This is a genomic window from Deltaproteobacteria bacterium (genome assembly GCA_026388415.1).
Lineage (GTDB): Bacteria > Desulfobacterota > Syntrophia > Syntrophales > JACQWR01 > JAPLJV01.
On the sequence record JAPLJV010000008.1, the window covers coordinates 59,961 to 78,348 of the forward strand.

Here is an 18,388-nt window from a genome sequence, read left to right on the forward strand (position 1 = left end):
AGATTGTAGGGGCGGGTTTGAAACCAGCCCCTACGGAGTCTCCTCAATTCAACCAAACCGGCCCGTGATGTATTCTTCCGTCTGCTTCACATCGGGGGCCGTGAAAAGTTTTTCCGTTGAACTGTATTCTATCAGTTTTCCGATATAAAAGAATCCCGTTTTATCGGAAATACGCGCCGCCTGCTGCATGTTATGGGTGACGATGATGATCGTATATTTTTCCTTTAATTCTTCAATCAACTCTTCAATCCTGGCCGTCGCGATGGGATCGAGGGCCGAGGTGGGCTCATCCATCAGGAGCACATCGGGCTTCATGGCGATGGCCCGGGCAATGCAAAGACGTTGCTGCTGCCCGCCCGACAGGGTCATGGCCGGTTTATGGAGGATATCCTTTACCTCATCCCAGAGAACCGCCTGCCGCAGGCTCTGTTCAACCAAGGCATCGAGACCATTACTGTCGCTCAGCCCTGTGAGCCGGGGCCCAAAGGTAATGTTGTTATAGATCGTCTTGGGAAAGGGGTTGGGTTTCTGAAATACCATGCCGATCCGTTGGCGGATTTCGACGGGATCAACCTCGGGGGCGTAGATATTTTGACCTTCGAAGATGATCTCGCCTTCCACGCGGGTGCCGTCAATCAAATCGTTCATGCGATTGAAGAGACGCAGCAGGGTGGATTTGCCGCAGCCAGATGGCCCGATGAGCGCGGTAACGCGGTTCTTCTCAAAATCCATCGTGATGTCCGTCAGGGCCTGAAAGCTGCCATAGAAAAAATTCAGATTGCGAACTTCAATTATTTTGTTGTCTTTCGTAGTTACCAACGTTTCTTTCTCCTTATGGTGCTCCTGATGACAATGGCGATCAGATCAACGCCGAGGACAAGGGCAATGAGCACGAGGACGGTCCCGAACTGAATAGGCATGGTCTCCTCGATATTGGTGCCCGCCGTCGCCAAAACATAGATATGGTAGGGTAGCGCCATGACTTCGTCAAATATCGAGTGGGGCAGTTTGGTGGTAAAGAATGCCGCCGCCGTAAACATGATGGGGGCCGTTTCCCCCGCTGCTCTGCCAATCCCGAGGATCGAGCCCGTTAGAATGCCCGGCAGGGCAGAGGGTAAAACAATCTTGTAGATAGTCTTCCATTTGGAGACACCGAGGGCCAGGGAGGCCTCCCGGAAGGTTTGCGGCACCGCTTTCAAGGCCTCTTCGGAGGCGCCGATAATCGTCGGTAAAATCAAAAAACCCAGGGTCAGAGATCCCGCGAGGATGGAAGAACCGAATTTCAGGAAAACGACGAAGAAACCCAAACCGAAGAGACCGAAGACGACCGAGGGAACCCCGGCGAGGCAATTAATGCCAATTCTGATGCTTCTTACCAATTTACCCTGGCGGGCGTATTCGGAAAGATAGGTGGCCGAAGCGACGCCCAGCGGCAAACCGACCGCTACTGCGCCAATAACGAGATACAGGGTGCCGATAATGGCGGGCATAATGCCCCCCTTGGTCATGGCATCCGTCGGCGGTTTGGTAATGAAGTCCCAACTGATTACGGAGATGCCCTTCAGGAAGATATCCAGCAGGATGCCTCCCAGCGCACATACTATGACCAAGGCGGTGAGACGCAGGACGACAAAAAACATCTTCTGTTTAAGATATCGCCACTTAAGTGATGATCTGCCCAGAGTAGCTGTTTGATCCGCCATCATAAGGTTCCCGATCCTACTTCCTTGTACTTGTTAGATATATAATCGGAAATGAGGCTGAAGAGAAACGTCAGGAGAAAAAGCACGATGCCCGTGGCAAACAGGGCGTGGTAGTGGTCGCCGCCAAAGGGCGCTTCGCCCATTTCAGCGGCAATGCTCGCCGGGAGAGGCCGTACGGAATCAAAAATGTTGCGCGGCAGCGCCGCTGAGCCGCCGGCAACCATGAGCACCACCATTGTTTCCCCCATTACCCGCGCCATGCCGAGAATGACGGCCGTAGAAATACCAGATAAGGCAGCCGGCATAGTTACCTGGGTAATGGTTTCGAGCCTTGTTGCACCGAGCGCGTAGGAAGCCTCTTTATACTCGCGCGGCACGGAATACAGGGCATCTTCAGAGATGCTGGCGATGGTGGGAATGGCCATCAAAGCCAGGAGCAGGGAAGCATTGACGATGTTCAATCCCGTCGGCAGGTCGAAGGTATCCTGAATCCAGGGTGCGACAATGACCATGCCGAAAAAACCGAGCACGACGGAAGGCAGACCGGCCAGAAGTTCAATGAGGGATTTGAAGACCTCTTTCAGGGCCGGGTGAGCAACCTCGGCAATGTAAACGGCGGCAAGCACCCCCAAGGGTACGGCAATTATCGTTGCCACACAAGTTACCAAGAATGAACCGACGATCAGCGGGAAGATGCCGAAAGAGGGCGGGTTGTAGGTGGGATACCATTCCATGCCGAAGAGAAAGCCGGCCACCGATACCTTTTTAAAGATCGGCAAGCCTTCCTGAAACAGGGAAAAAACAATCAGCCCCAGGATGACAATGGAAGTCAGGGAAAAGGCGAAAAATATTTTCCGGATGATATTTTCTTTTTGCGACCGTTTCATAATTTATCTGTCCCCCTCCCCTTTTCCCCTGTGCCAATTCAATCGCACCCATTTATGTAGGGGCGGGTTTAAAACCCGCCCTTACTTGCTCTTTTTCCCTTTTGTCGGACTCGCGAGGGGCACAAAACCAGTTTTTGACACCAATTTCTGTCCTTCGGCGCTCTTCACGAAAGCGATGAATTTGGCTGCCTCTCCCTTCGGCTCTCCATTTGTGTACATGTAGAGTTCCCGGGAAAGCGGATACTTCCGGGAAAGAGCTGTTTCCTGGGTAGCCGGGATACCATTGACCGTTAAAGCCGTTACGCCTTTTTTCATATAACCGATGCCAATGTAAGCGATCGCATTTTTATTCTTCGATACGGCCGTGTAAAGGGCGCCACTCGAAGCCAGCATCTGCGCCCGCGGCGTCACTTTGGCCTTTTTCATCACGAACTCCGCCCAGGACTCAAAGGTGCCTGACGATGAATCCCTGGAGATGACAACGATGGGAAGATCATCGCCGCCCACTTCCTTCCAGTTCGTGATATTGCCCTGATAGATCTGGCTTAACTGGTCTATGGTCAGGTCTTTTACCTTATTCTTCGGATTGACTACGGGCGTGAGGGCATCGTGGGCGACCACGGTGGCTACGGGGTTCACGCCTTTCGTTTTCGCCAGTTCAATCTCTTCCTTTTTGATTTCCCGGGAAGAATTGGCAATATCCGTCGAACTATCAATCAGGGCCTTGATTCCGTCTCCCGATCCACCACCCGATAATGACAGTTGGACGCCCGGATGAAGCTTCATGTAGGCGTCTACTGCGGCCTGGGCGATAGGCAGAACGGTTGTGGAACCCTTAATAACAACTCCGTCCGCCGGAAAGGCGGGTTTGGCCGCCATGATAACCAGCAGGGCCGCGACCAATAACAAACTTTTAAACGCTTTAAACATGATACATTTCCTCCTATTGTTGGTTAATTTGTAAAGCGGAGGAAGGATAACAGGTAATTGTTACAATTTGATGACAGGATTGTGAAAGATCAATGAAGATTGCATGCGGTCGGCGACACCAGTTCAGCCCCGTAAACGGGGTAAGTAAGTTTACGAAATTATTTATTACCGGAAAAACGCAAGAAATAATTTCTAACTTACTAAACGGCCTTGAACTCGGCAAACTTGTAGCCGATGCCGCGCACGGTTAAAATGTAGCGGGGATCATCCTTGTCTTTTTCGATCGCCGCCCGGAGACGGCTGATGTGCACGTCCACGGTTCGGGGCTCGACGAAACTTTCATTGCCCCAGATGTTATCCAGCAACCGGTCGCGTGAATAGACCCGACCGGGGTGCGTAACAAGAAACCGCACTAACTTAAGCTCAGTCGGACCAAGAGCAATTTTTTCTCCTTCTACCATAACTTCATAGGTGCGAAAGTCTACTTCCAACCCCGGCACGGAAATCTTCTCGGTATCTTCCTGCTCCGTACGATTTTCCCAACGTCGCAGCACGGCCCTCACTCGGGCAACTAATTCCCGGACATTGAAAGGTTTGGTAAGATAGTCGTCAGCGCCGATTTCCAGTCCCATGATTTTGTCAACGCTGTCCGACTTGGCCGTCAGCATAATAATCGGCAGACCTTCCGTCTCAGTCTTCTTGCGGATAAGCCGACATACCTCAAAACCGCTGATTCCGGGCAGCATCAAATCCAGAATGACGAGATCAGGCTTATTTTCCCTGATGAGCTGCAACGCCTGACGCCCGTCGTACGCCCTGGCAACTTGATAACCTTCGCGGTTCAGGTTATAAGCCACCAACTCTACAATGTCTTTTTCGTCATCAACGACAAGGATCATCTTATTCATGTTTTCTCCTTGAATCGGTAGGGCAAATGTAAAAGAGACGTTCCCGGAAATCAATCGAATTATCGCAAATTAACCAAATTTTAGCAAAATCTTCACGAATTTGTAACATTGATCCTGTATGTTGTCTTAAAAATGAGAATGGGGAACTAACCTATGACAAACAGCAAGAAAATCAAGGTACTCTTTGTGTGCATACATAACAGTGCCCGTAGTCAAATGGCGGAAGCCCTTCTGAATCACTTGGCCGGAGACTTCTTTGAGGCCCAAAGTGCCGGTTTGGAGCCCGGAGTGCTGAACCCGCTGGCGGTGGCAGCTATGAACGAGATAGGCATTGATATCTCCACCAAACGGACGAAAGAGGTGCTTGATTTCTATAAGTCCGGGGCTATCTTCCACTACGTCATCACGGTTTGCGATGCGGCTAATGCCGAGCGCTGTCCAATTTTCCCCGGCGTCACGAAACGACTTCACTGGAGTTTTTCTGATCCGGCAGCGTTGCCGGGCAATTGGGAGGAAAAGCTTGAGGCGACCCGTAGCATCAGAGATGATATCCGGAAATCCGTATTGACATTTATAAACGAGACAGCGGTCTGAAGTTAAACGCGAAAACGGTCACTACACTGACGTACCTGGAAACCCGTGAAACGGCGGTGGGATACATTCAGCGCGATGATACGCCGACAGCGATGGCTTGGATCCCCGCTAGCCACGACAACTATGGCTTTGATGCCTGTATTTCCAAATTCTCGCCTGATTTTATCGCAATATCTAAAATTATTGGGGATTTATTCCTTCATATATTTGAATATATAAAGGAATACCCTTAGTGTCGAATATGATTGATAAATATTGCCTTCCCCGTCGCTATTCCATTCATATTAACTATTTATGCAAAATATCCAGCGCCTTGCCGGGGTAATTGACAGCAGTGTTTACATGCACTATAATACGGAAAGTAAATAACAAGGGATTGTGGAATTACAATCGTGAAAAGGTGCCATGCCTGTTTTAAGGAGCTGGAAATTAAGATCCCTGTGGGAAGGCAGGAGATTTGTCTCTTTTGTCAATCTGACCTGCATTGTTGCCTCAACTGTACTTTTTATGTGGCGGGTGCTTATAATTCTTGCAGGGAACCACAGGCTGAGAGAGTTATTGAAAAAAGCTGGAGTAATTTTTGCGGCTATTTTGTCTTGCGGGATTCGGCACAAGACAACCAGGAAAAAGAAATCAGAGATACAGCCAAGTCAAAATTGGATGCCTTGTTTAAAGGGGACTGACAAATGCAAAGAGCTATTCAAAAATACGGTATTCTGATTCTTGGCATATTGGTATTATCCGGCTGTGCTGCCTTTTTTAATGGTTATGGAACAAATGTATCTGACCAAATTGCCCAGAATAACTTTGAGGCTTTCCAGATTGATCCGGGCATGAATTATTATGCCAGCGGTCCTAACGACGCCTATCCCATCGTCATCATGGGCCTGAAGAAGCGGTATTTACTGGACAATGATCTTTGGAGACCAATCCCGCCCGATCCCCAGCTCTTCAAGGATCTTGTTAAAAGAATGCAGTTTGAAGCCCAAGCAATTAACCAGGTACAGCGTGGTTTTGTCCTGAAGTCACCTGAAGGCCAAGATGTAGGAGTCTGTTACTGTAGAATCACCGCGTGGGTAAACGTTAAGATGGGCGAAGGTAACAAAGTGATCGTCTATACGCCAGACTCAGAAGAAAATAGCTATACTCCGGCTGATGGGGGAGATAGATGAAATTGTTACAGCATCATAGGACAGTTATAAAACATGAACATGGGAATTGGCGAGTGATTCCTGAAATCCCGCCCATTATAGAATCTGCTCATTAAACCTGAAAACCGCAGTTCCCTGCGTATTTAAATTCATAATTGTAACCACTTTAAAAGCTATACTCGGCATATCAACAGCAATGTTAAGATCACTGTTGATAACTTTGTTGATAGATGTGCTAACCATTCAAAACAGGTCATTTTCTAACGGTTTGAACGATAATGATGCAGCATATGTATATTCAACTATATTAATATGTTATATATTGTTCCGTGTAAATTTAGCCACTTATCATTTCCTTCAACGGGGATATCAACCGATGGAAAAAAGTATGCCAAATTATGTTGACAATATGGCAATTATCTCGTACAGGACAGCGCCATATTTTCCCAGTTGACGATAAGAAAAACCTGAAAACCGCATGAACCTGCGTATTTGATATCCAGGCACAATCAATAATAAGGTTAAGCTTGGGGGAGACGTCATTTATCACCCCAGCTGTTGCGGATTGGCTCCATATTCTTACAGAGAATTCCGCTATCGGCCGGCCGGGTGATTACCGACCCCTCATTCTGGATAATAAAGGGCGGCTCTACCTTTACCGTTACTGGGATTATGTAATATTCAAGTGCTCTCAAAGTAATCAGCCAATATCTTTGCGTGGTCGAACATGAGCGGTTGCGGCAGATTTTCTTTGGTAAAGACGCCGATCTCCTCTGCATCGTCGGCGGCAATGGGCGTGCCAGTGGATCTGGCGATGAAAACGGTCGTGATGGTGTGGTGACGGGGGTCGCGGGTGGGGTCAGAGTAGGTGTGCAACTGCCGGACGAGTTTCACCGAAAGGCCCGTTTCTTCTTTTGCCTCCCGGCGGGCGGCCGCTTCCAGTGCCTCTCCGTAGTCAACGAAGCCGCCCGGGAGGGCCCAGCCACGGGGGGAGTTTTTCCGTTTGATCAAGACGATGCCCCGCTTTTCTATCTCAATGATAATGTCCACCGTAGGCAGCGGGTTCAAATACTCCTCCTGTTCCGCGCCGCAAGCCGGACAGCGTTTCTTGATTTTGATGGTCGCCTTTCTCCTTGTCTTGAGGTCGTTCTGCCTGACGGCACGGGGTGGTAAACAGTAACGAGTGATGTGAGGGCGGGGCAGATGGAGATGGTCCCTGCCCCCACATCAAGGCTATTACGCGAGATATTTAAATGACAGGTTAACCTTGGCACGGTAGAGGGCGACTTTACCGTCTTCAATGGTCATGTCGAGTTTGACAATCTCCGCAACACGCAATTCTTTTAGACTCTTTGACGCAATTTCCACCGCTTTTTTAGCTGCATCTTCCCAGGAAACCTTGCTTGACCCCACCAGTTCGATAATTTTGTACACGCTTTCAGCCATTGTTTCTCTCCTTTCTGTACGTTAAAGGTTAATAGAGGTTGACAACATGTTCGGCATTATATCATTGCCAAAAGAAAAACGAAAGATAAATGCGGTAGGTGTAATTTATCTTGCCTCTATGGGCAAAAAGCTTTAATACTGAAGGAAGAGGCAGGGGTCGCGGAAATAAATAAATTGAAATATTGCAAAGTGGAAATATGAAAATATGAAAAACCTCTCTGTTTCAGCTCTCTTATTCCGGATTGGACTATCAATGGTTTTTCTGCTTGCCCTCGAACTGGCCAAACCGTCATCTGTTTTAGCCGACGAGCCCCTGAATAATTTCGCCATACTGCTGAAGAAAGACAAGGGGCTGACGGGGGCTGAGAAGAAAAACTGGCGGAAGCTAATAGGTGAGAAACTCCAAGGCAGATCAATTTCCTTCGACTACAGCCAGCTTATCTATAGTATCCTTTCGCGAGCCAAATTTGATGAAGTGAGTATCCAGCGGGGCGTCCAGGTTGCCCTGGACTGCACCCTTGCCGTAGAAAACGGGGCGCCCCGGGACGAGGTTGAGGAACTTGCCATGCTGGCCTTTGCCACGGACATCAAACCCGAAGAAATGACCCGCTATGCCATCGCCTTCCGTCAATGCAATATTGGCGGGGTCCCTGTGCATATTACCCAGGAATTGATCAGTCACGCCAAGGGAAGGAACTGGCCGGCTTTCACTCTCGACAAGATGATTGGCGGCCTGCTCGAAGCTGCGCGTCATCCCGTGGACCTGGAAAAGTTCGTTCTCTACATGCTCATTTCCGTGGATCAGGATTTGGGAACCGCCGACAAGATCGTTGAGGACGCTATCCGCTCCGCCAAGCAGCGGGAACCGGCCCGGTGGAAGGAGTTGAAAACCGCAAAATCTGCGTCCGCCCCCGCGGATGCTCCCCCGTCACCGCCCGTGGCGCTTAATTTCGACCAGTTCCGGGAATCCGTGGAGTCGTTTCTGGGTACCCCGTATGTTTGGGGAGGAGCGACCCGGGCCGGATCGGACTGTTCCGGGTTTACGAGTCTCGTCATGAAAGAGAATGGCTACGCTATCCCCCGCACCAGCCAGGAACAGGCTAAGCGGGGTACGCCCGTGAGCAAGGAAAACCTGCGCCTGGGAGATCTGCTTTTTTTTGATACCAAGGGAGCGGGTTCCATTACCCATGTGGGATTTTACCTGGGTGGTAATCTCCTCGTCCACGCCGCCTCAAGCAAAGGCGTAACCTTGATCCTGTTCAGCGATAAATACTTCAACTCCCGCTTTCTAACGGCGCGCCGGGTTATCAGGTATGCGGATCGTTAATTGGCTGGTTACGGCAGGCTATTTGGTCTTTTTTCCCAGATAGTATTTGGCGGCCTTATTCTCGGGATCTACGGCCAGTACTTTTTTCCAGTATGACGAAGCATCTTGCTGCCTTCCCTCTTTGTAAGCCTTCCAGGCCAGTTCATTACAGCCGCGGGCCAGACTGAAGATGGCGTCACTGTCACGGGGATTGATCTTCAGACTCTGCTGCCATTCCGCAAAAGCCTTCGCAAAGTCTCCGGCATTGTAGTAAAGCCACCCCAGTTCGTTTCTGGCGGCGTTATAGGATGTGTTTAATTCGAGGACCCGCCCGTATTCTAATTGCGCATTTTTGACCATATCCACCTGCCGGAAGGCTTTCCCCAGCCGGAAGTGGGTGTCCGCCTCACCGGAATCGGCATCACGGGATTTTTTCAGATACTCAATGGCCTTGGCCGGGTTGTGCCGGATGTTATAGATGGCCCCCAAATAATAATAGGCATCGGCGTGGGAGGGATCAACCTGGATGATTTTTTGAAAGTTCTCGAAACCCTTGTCCAGATTATTCTTCTGCAAATTCAGGATGCCCAGCCACATCAGCGCAAAGGTGTTATTCTGATCTATTTTGGCAACAATGGAAAATTCCTGAAAGGCATCGTTGAACCGCTCCTTCTTAGCGTAGATAATCCCCAATTGATTATGGGCGTACTCATTGCGGGGCTCCAGCTTCACAGCCGCCTGAAACGAAGTCAGTGCTTCATCCAGGTTCCCGCGGTAATGATAATCGGCGCCCTGGAAAATCAGGATGTCAACATCGGCTGCCGGCGAGATGCTGGCAGAAAAGAGAAAAATGGCGCATGCCGTTATGAAGATTGCCGTCTTTGCAGGCATCAATTTCATAGAATCCCTCCCGCAATGGCTTGGGCAATCTGATCACGAAACGCCGGTTGTGCGAGATTGGCCTCGTCGCCCGGATTGGAAATAAATCCCGTCTCGATGAGAATCGCCGGCATCCTGGCCGTGCGGAGGACCGAAAAATCAGCCGAATGAATGCCGCGGCTCTGCAGAGGCAGGCTCTGCTTGATTCCATCCTGAAAACGCTTCGCAAATTTACTGCTCTCATCCCAGTAGAGCTTGCGTTCAAAACGGAAAAAGATGTCTTCCACGTCAATATAGCCAGCTTTCTTTTTGACGGGCTGGTCGTATTTGGCGACGGCATTTTCTGTCGCGGCCACTCGCGCCGCCTCCTTGCTCGATGCCTGCTCGGAACAGAAATAGGTTTCCGAGCCGCTGGGATCCGACTTCGGATTGGCGTTGATGTGGAGACTGATGAAGAGATCGGCGCGGTACTGATTGGCAATGACGGTTCGTTCTGCCAGGGGAACAAAGTAATCATCCGTGCGGGTCAGGAAGGCCCGCTTCTTCCCCGTCGCTTCGAGCCGCTGCTGCAGATATTTGGCGATCTCGAGGGTGATGTCCTTTTCCTTAAGGCCGCTTTTCCCGACGGCGCCCGGATCGAAACCCCCATGACCGGCATCAATTACCACGCGCTGGACCTGATACCGGAGGCCCTCCTCCGAGCGCAGACGATTGAGCATCCGTTCTTCTTCCTTGCCGGCTTCCTTCTCTAAGGGTGAGGGCGGTTTTTCCTCTTTCTGCAAACGGGGAACGGGCTTCTGGGCGATGATCTCAGTCATCAGGCGGGAGTAGGTATCAGCGGGATTCAAACGGACGGCTTCTCGGAAGGCGGCCAAGGCCTCGGCATTCTGTCCGAGCCCGTGGTAGGCCCGTCCCAGGAGACCATAGGACCAATCGTTCCCGGGGTCCAATCGGACCGCCTGTTTCAGGGATATAATGGCCTTGGCATATTCTCCACTCTGAATGAAGTTCTGCCCGTCAAAGGCGCACTCCAAAGCAGTAGGCGCTCCCTGGACGGAACGGGGGGAAAGACCCAGAACCGCCGCCGCCAGGAAACCTTTGCCGCAAAGATTGATGAATGTCCGCCTGTCCATAGCCAGACTCCTGAAAGGGACATAAAAATAATTTGCAGCCTTCTAACATATTTAATCTTGACACACAATAGCCATACCGGTATGGTTTGCGCAAGGAAGAATTTCTTATCCAGCCATCAGACCGTACTCAGCGGCTATTTAGAGGAACATCATGTTATTATTCAACATTTCTGCATTCGCAAAAAAAATTACCGCTGCCTTTGTTATTGCTTTCCTGATCAGTTTTCCGGCCGCCCCGGCAAGGGCTGTTGATTTTGACGCCGGGCCCTTGCTGGAGCAGACCCGTATATTTTTGGACCAGGGACAATTTCTGGAATGTATGGACGCCTATTATCAGCTCTATCAGTACAGTCGCAAGCCAAAGGAACGGGCGTTGGGTCTGGTGCGGATCGCCGATGTCCAGGCGCTTTTTCTGGACCATAAGGCAGAGGCGCTCGATCTTTACCTGAAGGCCCGCAAGGAATTTACCGTTATGGATATACCGGAAAATGCCTTTTATAACGCCGGGATGATCGAGTTCGAATTGGGACGATGGGAACCGGCGAGGAAAAGTTTCCAAAGTTTTGTAAGACTTTTTCCGAAGTCCTTGCGGGGGTCTACCGCTCAATACATGCTGCAGCGGATAGAGTCCGACCTGGCTGGTTCAGCGCCTCTTGCTCAAAAGGAGACGGTTCCGGTTGCGGATATGCCGTTGCTGTCGGAAGTACCTCTGGTGCGGGTAGCCTTGAATCAGTCGGAACAAGTTACTCTGCGTTTTCAGGCAGAGGTGGAACTACGAACCGCTGACGGCAGCCAGAAATGGCCGCCGGGGGAATATCGCTTTGCCAATGTTGATCAAAAATTGCAGGTAGAGGATCAAATACTGGGAAGCCAGTTGACGCTGGTCCCCGTTAAAGGGCCATTCAACTGGCAAGGGCGGCCCTACAACGGGAACGCGGTCTTAAAGATTGTCAAGAACCAGGTCTTGCTGATCAATCAACTGCCCCTGGAGGCCTATTTAGAAGGCGTAGTTCCCAAGGAAATGCTGCCTTCCTGGAAATTGGAGGCACTCAAGGCGCAAGCAGTGAGCGCCCGTTCCTATGCTTATTATCTGCTGCGGAAATCCGAAGATAAGGATTATGATGTCGCTGCCACCACTGCCTCCCAGGTTTACGGAGGCGCCAATGCGGGCAACGATAATACGAATAAGGCCGTCTCCTCTACTCGCGGCAATATACTGGTTTATAACGGCCAGCCGGTATTGACTTATTTCCACTCCCATAGCGGCGGTGTCTTAGAGGATGCGTCCCAGGTCTGGTCCGGCTCTTCACTTCTCTACTACCAGGTTAAAAATGACGATATCTCGGAAAAATTTAATCCCCTGTCGTGGCAATATCTGGTAAAAAATGAGGATCTTCTCAAGACTCTTCAGAAGAATGGCTTCCGCATTCAGGAGATTAGCGATTTGACGGCGGGTGAAGTTTCACCTTCTGGTCGGCTGGCGACCGTGGAAGTTACAACCGACAGCGGCCCGCTAAAAATCCGTGCCAACAGTCTCCGGATGTGGCTGGGCGCAACCAACATGAAAAGTGTTTTGGCCTCCATCCAGAAACAGGAAGATGGATACTTGTTTGAGGGACGCGGTTTTGGTCATGGCGTGGGCATGAGCCAATGGGGCGCCCAGGGGATGGCTCAGGGCGGTTCTGCTTATGAGCAAATTTTAAGGCATTATTATCCCGGGACTGCATTGAAGACGATATACCGGTAAATCGGAGGTGGGAGAAAAAAGGTGCTTAATAAAACAGTACCTGTTATAGAGTAACGGCGGCGCGGTTAACTTGCGCCGTAACTGGCATAATTATAAAACCAAACTAAGATTTTAGGAGGTCGTCATGAAAAAGGTTGCATTGCTGATATTCCCTTTTCTCTTATGGGCCTGCGCCGGCGCTAGCGTATATAAGATCAACTTTGCCAAGGATTATAGCCCTGAGAAGGTACGGCGGGTTGCCATCCTGAATTTCAACCGGGGGCCGGATATCCGTCTTAGTCAGGATTTTGTAGTTGATAAATTCACCGCCGCCATGGTCGGCTCCCGCTTTATCTTGGTGGACCGCACCGACATCAAGAAAATCATGGAAGAGGCGAAATTCCAGAACATCGAATCGGGGATTATTGACGAAAAAACCCGGCAAAAATTGCAGCAGCTCGGAGCAGACGCGATTCTTACAGGTACTCTCCATAACTATTCAGAGAGCAAGAATGCCCAGAATATGATTACCCATGCCGAGGTATATCTCACGGCCAAGCTTTTGCATGTAGAGACAGGTGAGATTCTGTGGTCCGCAGAAATCATGAAGGATTCGAAAATGACTAATGCGGGAGAAAAGAAGAAGATGGGCATCATCGGTGGGGAGTCGGAAGCGGAGTCAGCCGTGAAACTGCTCGATGAGATTATTTCTGACATGGGCGACTCCTTTAAAGAAAAAAAGAATATATTAAAAAACATTTTTTAGCTGTCGGCCGCAGTTGAAAAAAAGAGGGTTACTTATGGATAAAAAAATCCTGGGTTTACACGAGGAATAATTCCATTTCTAAATCAAAGATGATATCGAGGCGGCAAGGAGGAGGCGACGAGGCGTATTGTACATACGTCGAGGAAGCCGACGACGACGCCAACAAAGATAGCGCTTTGATTTAGGAATGGAATAACGAGGTCCCAGGTGTCAACATTACAAGCGGTAATACTCGGATTGCTGCAAGGACTGGGTGAGTTTCTGCCCATATCAAGCTCGGCGCATCTGGTGTTGGTTCCCTGGATTTTCGGCTGGACGGATCCGGGACTTACCTTTGACATCGCCCTCCACATCGGCACTCTTGTTGCCGTGGTAATCTACTTCTGGAAGGATTGGCTACGGTTAGTCACCAAAGGATTGGCAGATGCCCGCAGCCAGGATGGGCGCTTGTTCTGGTATCTGGTGGCGGCCACCATCCCGGGCGCAATAGCCGGCTTTCTGTTGGAAAAAAAAGCGGAGACTATATTTAGAAGCCCCCTTCTGATCGCGATCATGCTGATTATGGCGGGTGTTTTTTTGTACTGGGCAGATCGAAAAAGCGCCAGAAATATTGAGATGAACAATATAACGTTGGCAACCAGTATGATGATCGGCCTGTCTCAGGCGCTGGCCATTATTCCCGGGGTTTCCCGTTCGGGTATCACCATGACCATGGGACTGCTCATGGGGCTTACGAGAGAAGGGGCGGCCAGATTTACGTTCTTGCTATCAACCCCCATTATATTTGGCGCTGCCCTGGTCAAGCTGCCTTATATTGTCGCCAATCCAGCACTGATAACCGCAAACTTCATGGTTGGTATGCTGATCTCCTTTGTTACCGGTATTGCCAGTATTGGTTTTTTACTGCGCTATGTTCAGACCAGGAGCTTTTTGCCCTTTGCCTGGTACCGATTCATACTGGGTTCCCTGGTAGTCCTGATTGCCCTGGTACGTTCATTTTAGTTTTTGTATTTTTTTAAGCAGATTTTGAGCATTTTCAATATCCCTGCCTGCCCGCGGGTGTTTTGGATTAAGCGCGAGCGCTTCCTTCCACTCCCGAATCGCCTGCTCGATCTTTTCAGCCACGTACAATTTAACGCCCATGTTGTAACGCACCTCCGCAAGGAGATTTTGTGTTGATATTATGACATTCTTCACATCTCGAAACCCGGGATTGACTTTTCTGAAATATTTCAGCGCTTCCGTATAGTTCCGGGCCGCATTGGCAATTTTGCCCAGCTCGTAATTGGCGGTATTGACGATATTCAGGGCAGCGCTGTTCGTGCTCTCATACTTCATTATGTTTTCCGCTGCCGGGATAGCGTCCCGATATTTTTTGGCATTAAGAAGCTCCATGGCCTTGGCAAGAAGTCCCGCAATATCAGCCGCTGGTGGCGCTTCCTCCTCTTCCCCGGGCGTCGAATCGTACTCCTCCTTGGGCTTTTCCGGTTCTGAAATCTCCAGAATGGGAATTATCAGGTTCATATCGGGGACTAAGCCGGTTTGCTTATCAATATTATTGAAATAGGATATGAGAAAATCTTTTTGGGGATCGTTGTAAAATTTCTGGGCAATGCTTGGCAGCGTATCACCCTTTTTCACCACATACTGAGTGGGCTCCTCCCCGGTCAACTTGTTTTTTAGATAATCCAGCGCTGCTTTATGATCGGGATTGTATAACAGTGTCAGCAAAAACTCCTTGCGGGCCGAAGCTGCCGCACCTTTCTGATAATGTGCCACCCCGCTTTTAAAATGACTGGCAGCGGCTGTGTCCGCCTGCTTTTTTAATTCTTCTATCTTCTTGATCGTTTCTCTGTCGGCCGGCGTCAAGCTGCTGAATATTTTCCACATCTCGATTGCTTTCAGAAACTCTTGCGCCTTTTCATAATTTATCGCTTTATTCCGGTAAACATCAGCAAAGGGATCGGCAGCCGGAATCACAGGCGCCTTCGCAACTTTATCCCTGTCAGATGCCGACTCAGCAACAGGAGCTGCCGCATCCACAGTGCTGACAGGAGCGGTTGCGCAATTGTTGAGCAATAAAACGGCGAGCAGGAGAAAGATAACCGGAGTTGTTTTATGGAACGGAAAGTTTTTCATTTGAGCGACTCTTCGGTGAAAATCACCAGATTCTTTTCGAACTGCTGCAAGGTATATTCGCCAAAAATCATCGAACGGTTTACCCGGTAGTTATTTACAAAAAAAGCATTGCCGGCACGCGTAACAGTCACTCCGCCCCGATAACCCTGCTTCTTGAGCAACGCAATACCCAAGTGATTAATATTCCCGAAGGGATATGAAAGATACTGCACCTCTCTGTTGGTTCGCATTTTTATTGCTTTAGCCGCATCAAGCAATTCCTTTTCGATTGCCTCAAAATACTCCTTAAAAGATTCTTTGGAGACGGGGGCGTTTAAATTGCGATGGGTCCTTGTGTGACACTGCAGGTCAATGCCTTGGCCGGCCATTTCATTAATGAGGTCCCAATTGAGGGTCAGTTTATTGCCCGATATGAGCGTTGTATAGATAAAGAGGGTAGCCGGGTACCCATATCTTTTCAATATAGGGAACGCGATATCATAGGTAGAGCGCCAGCCGTCGTCAATAGTAATAACCACCGATTTTTTGGGTATCTGGATTTTAAAATCAAGAAAATCGAATAGTTGGTTGAGTGTAATAACATGGTAGCCTTTATCTTTCAAGAACTTCATCTGTTCCTCAAAGGCGGACGCAGTGACGGTCATTTTGTCTGCCTTGGACTCGGAAAATTTGTGATAAGCCAGGATTGGCACTGTCTGATGCCCTTTCACCGTCAGCCCCCCCCGCTCGAAATATTTAAGGGGGATAATCAGCTTCTGCCCCGGCGTGACCTCCGAAACTTCGTTAAATTCCGCAATCATCCAGCCCTTGGAAGCATCATTGAGGTATTGTGAGGCCAAGGACGATAAAGTATCTCTATCTTTAACAGTTACGACAGCAAAAGATGTGTATTGTGGCGACTCACCCGGCGGCACCAGCGTCTGGGCGGGTGGTGCCACCTGGGTGGGGGTTGCTTCAACGGGCGGCACTAAAGGCGGAGGTGGTATAACCTGCTCCCCGGCACAACCCGACAGGAAAGCAATAATAATCATGAAATAATAAAAGGCGCATCTGAATTTCAGCCGATTTGCACTTCTGTTATGCATATCCTACCTCCATTCTCCCGCTATCCCTTCAATCCCAGCACCTCGAAGACTCCGAGTGGTTCAGACTTCCCTTTTACCCTCTGGGGAGGGAGGGGTGCAACGGTGATCAGATGCTGTGTCAGCTTAAAAGTATGATCGGTGATGATGATTTTTCCGGATTCGGCCACTGCCAGAACACGGGCAGCAATATTAACGTTATCTCCGATAACCGTATATTCCATTTTAATGTCGGAACCGAGATTGCCGGATACCAGCATCCCTGAATTAATCCCGATGCCTATCTTGGTCAGAAGCACATTCTTGCTCCCGGCGCCCTGCTGCAACTCCCGCTGCATGGCAATCGCGGCCCTTACCGCCCTTTCCGCGTGATCATTTTGTGAAATTGGAAGACAAAAAACTCCCATAACCGCATCACCGATGAATTTATCCACGTATCCCCCGTGTTCAAGGATATGCCTGGTGATAATCCCGAAATATTCGTTCAAATCTTCTACGATAGCCTCCGGCTCCCGAGTCTCCGAGTAAGCAGTGAACCCCCTCACATCTGCAAACAGGACGGTCGCTTCGCTCCTCGCGCCCTTGAGCCAGGACTCTTCGGGGTTCGAGAGGATCAAATCCAGCACATCGGGGCTCACATAGCGCCCGAAAGATTTCTGCATCAATAATTTTTTCCAGAGCTCTTGAGACATGTAGTTGAAGGCATCTGCCAGATCACCAAATTCATCTTTCCGGGCAATATTGGTTTTATGTTGAAAATTTCCCTTACCGATTTCCTTCGTTGCCAAAACAAGCTGGGATATGGGAAAAGAAAAGTAAATACCCAGTATAGTCGCTATTACTATCCCTAAAATAACGATCAAAACGCTCATGATGAGGATAAAGATGCTTTCCTGGCGAATTTGCTCCTGAATAAAATCAATAGATATTCCCACATGAACAGCACCGATATTTTTGTTATGAAAAGTAATCGGTCTGGATAAGTTCAGGACATTTTTACCATCAGGAAGCGTATCGGGGAAAAAGGTAATGTCACCTTCCTGGGTCCGCTTGCGATTCGGATCGAAAGCCGGCATAGGCATTCCTATTTTGGTATAATCCGTATGGGCCTTGATGATCTGCTCCGTATCAATGATGATTGCGTAAAGAAGTCCTTCTACTGTGGCAGCTTCTTTTATAACGGTGTTAAGCAAGACGATATCGTCGTCGAGCAGCGGCATCTTCGCATCATTGGTGAAATAATTCAGACTTACCTTACCGAGCTTTACGGTCTGTGCATACAGTTGTTCCTTTTGCCTGGCGAGAATCGTAAAGCTAAGGATCAGAATGGTGAGCCAAATAATGAAAATGATCGCGCCAGAGAGTTTGATCTTGATTGGTACGCGAAGGCCGGATATTCTTTTCCATAAGTCGTCGGATGGGGGCTTGAAGAGTTCAGCCGTGCTTTCAAGGGAGTCAAGCGATATGCCGTAATAAATCTCCATCGCATTTAACACCTCTTCTTCTTTTGCATATCCCTGGGAAACAATAATCTGTCCCAGTTTGAGATTGCTCCCCAACTGAAACATCAGGGCTTGCTGAAGTTGGTGCGGCGAAATAATTTTTTCTTGCAGTAAAATGTCACCGAGAGGACTTCGGAGCTTCTTTTTTTGCGCAGAAATGGCAGTTATGATGCCGGATAGCGCCCCTTGTATTTTCTGATAGATGCTTATGGCCATAGGTGATAGACATCTCCCTG

The 18,388-nt window shown here is 49.4% G+C and carries 18 protein-coding genes; 6 read left to right on the forward strand and 12 right to left on the reverse strand.

Features of this window, described 5'->3' with window-relative positions; all coding sequences use genetic code 11:
• Nucleotides 1-48: 48 nt before the first annotated feature.
• From pstB to NT140_02155, 5 genes are all read right to left on the reverse strand, one after another.
• Complete coding sequence (pstB, locus tag NT140_02135) at nt 49-819, reverse strand: phosphate ABC transporter ATP-binding protein PstB (protein ID MCX5830684.1); 771 nt, start codon at nt 817-819, stop codon at nt 49-51.
• Nucleotides 813-1,706, reverse strand: a complete 894-nt coding sequence (gene pstA, locus NT140_02140) for a phosphate ABC transporter permease PstA (protein MCX5830685.1) — start codon at nt 1,704-1,706, stop codon at nt 813-815. Before pstA ends, pstB begins: the two co-directional genes overlap by 7 nt.
• On the reverse strand, nt 1,703-2,590 hold the full coding sequence (pstC, locus tag NT140_02145) for a phosphate ABC transporter permease subunit PstC (protein MCX5830686.1): 888 nt from the start codon (nt 2,588-2,590) through the stop codon (nt 1,703-1,705). Before pstC ends, pstA begins: the two co-directional genes overlap by 4 nt.
• An 81-nt stretch (nt 2,591-2,671) precedes the next feature.
• The gene (locus tag NT140_02150) at nt 2,672-3,520 is read right to left on the reverse strand and encodes a PstS family phosphate ABC transporter substrate-binding protein (protein MCX5830687.1); all 849 of its coding nucleotides are present in this window, start codon (nt 3,518-3,520) and stop codon (nt 2,672-2,674) included.
• Nucleotides 3,521-3,720: 200 nt separating this feature from the next.
• A complete protein-coding gene (locus NT140_02155) occupies nt 3,721-4,428 on the reverse strand; it encodes a response regulator (protein MCX5830688.1) in 708 nt (235 codons plus the stop codon).
• A gap of 153 nt (nt 4,429-4,581) precedes the next feature.
• Here NT140_02155 and NT140_02160 point away from each other — a divergent pair, with 153 nt between their 5' ends.
• Nucleotides 4,582-5,022, forward strand: a complete 441-nt coding sequence (locus tag NT140_02160; GenBank protein ID MCX5830689.1) for an arsenate reductase ArsC — start codon at nt 4,582-4,584, stop codon at nt 5,020-5,022.
• Nucleotides 5,023-5,708: 686 nt separating this feature from the next.
• Nucleotides 5,709-6,194: a hypothetical protein gene (locus tag NT140_02165; protein ID MCX5830690.1), complete on the forward strand. Its 486-nt coding sequence runs from the start codon at nt 5,709-5,711 to the stop codon at nt 6,192-6,194.
• Nucleotides 6,195-6,854: 660 nt separating this feature from the next.
• On the opposite strand, the gene NT140_02170 is transcribed toward NT140_02165, so the two are convergent.
• Nucleotides 6,855-7,241, reverse strand: coding sequence for an NUDIX hydrolase (locus tag NT140_02170; protein MCX5830691.1), 387 nt, complete (start codon nt 7,239-7,241; stop codon nt 6,855-6,857).
• A gap of 168 nt (nt 7,242-7,409) precedes the next feature.
• Nucleotides 7,410-7,619, reverse strand: coding sequence for a dodecin family protein (locus NT140_02175; protein ID MCX5830692.1), 210 nt, complete (start codon nt 7,617-7,619; stop codon nt 7,410-7,412).
• A gap of 253 nt (nt 7,620-7,872) precedes the next feature.
• Here NT140_02175 and NT140_02180 point away from each other — a divergent pair, with 253 nt between their 5' ends.
• Nucleotides 7,873-8,946 (forward strand): C40 family peptidase, encoded by a 1,074-nt coding sequence (locus tag NT140_02180; GenBank protein ID MCX5830693.1) that lies wholly within the window; start codon nt 7,873-7,875, stop codon nt 8,944-8,946.
• A gap of 18 nt (nt 8,947-8,964) precedes the next feature.
• Here the strand turns inward: NT140_02180 and NT140_02185 are convergent, their stop codons facing one another.
• The gene (locus tag NT140_02185; protein MCX5830694.1) at nt 8,965-9,825 is read right to left on the reverse strand and encodes a tetratricopeptide repeat protein; all 861 of its coding nucleotides are present in this window, start codon (nt 9,823-9,825) and stop codon (nt 8,965-8,967) included.
• On the reverse strand, nt 9,822-10,937 hold the full coding sequence (locus NT140_02190; GenBank protein ID MCX5830695.1) for an N-acetylmuramoyl-L-alanine amidase: 1,116 nt from the start codon (nt 10,935-10,937) through the stop codon (nt 9,822-9,824). Before NT140_02190 ends, NT140_02185 begins: the two co-directional genes overlap by 4 nt.
• A gap of 151 nt (nt 10,938-11,088) precedes the next feature.
• Between NT140_02190 and NT140_02195 the strand changes: the two genes are divergently transcribed.
• From NT140_02195 to uppP, 3 genes are all read left to right on the forward strand, one after another.
• Entirely contained in the window at nt 11,089-12,684 is a 1,596-nt protein-coding gene (locus NT140_02195; GenBank protein MCX5830696.1) for a SpoIID/LytB domain-containing protein, read from the forward strand.
• A gap of 124 nt (nt 12,685-12,808) precedes the next feature.
• On the forward strand, nt 12,809-13,429 hold the full coding sequence (locus NT140_02200) for a DUF799 family lipoprotein (protein MCX5830697.1): 621 nt from the start codon (nt 12,809-12,811) through the stop codon (nt 13,427-13,429).
• A gap of 207 nt (nt 13,430-13,636) precedes the next feature.
• On the forward strand, nt 13,637-14,431 hold the full coding sequence (gene uppP / locus NT140_02205; GenBank protein ID MCX5830698.1) for an undecaprenyl-diphosphatase UppP: 795 nt from the start codon (nt 13,637-13,639) through the stop codon (nt 14,429-14,431).
• Here the strand turns inward: uppP and NT140_02210 are convergent.
• Genes NT140_02210 through NT140_02220 form a run of 3 tightly spaced genes read right to left on the reverse strand, consistent with a single transcriptional unit; the run spans nt 14,423 to nt 18,368 of the window.
• Entirely contained in the window at nt 14,423-15,568 is a 1,146-nt protein-coding gene (locus tag NT140_02210) for a tetratricopeptide repeat protein (protein MCX5830699.1), read from the reverse strand. The genes uppP and NT140_02210 overlap by 9 nt on opposite strands.
• The gene (locus NT140_02215; GenBank protein ID MCX5830700.1) at nt 15,565-16,653 is read right to left on the reverse strand and encodes a polysaccharide deacetylase family protein; all 1,089 of its coding nucleotides are present in this window, start codon (nt 16,651-16,653) and stop codon (nt 15,565-15,567) included. The genes NT140_02210 and NT140_02215 overlap by 4 nt, the downstream gene beginning before the upstream one ends.
• Nucleotides 16,654-16,673: 20 nt before the next feature.
• Nucleotides 16,674-18,368 (reverse strand): HAMP domain-containing protein, encoded by a 1,695-nt coding sequence (locus NT140_02220; protein ID MCX5830701.1) that lies wholly within the window; start codon nt 18,366-18,368, stop codon nt 16,674-16,676.
• Nucleotides 18,369-18,388: the final 20 nt, after the last annotated feature.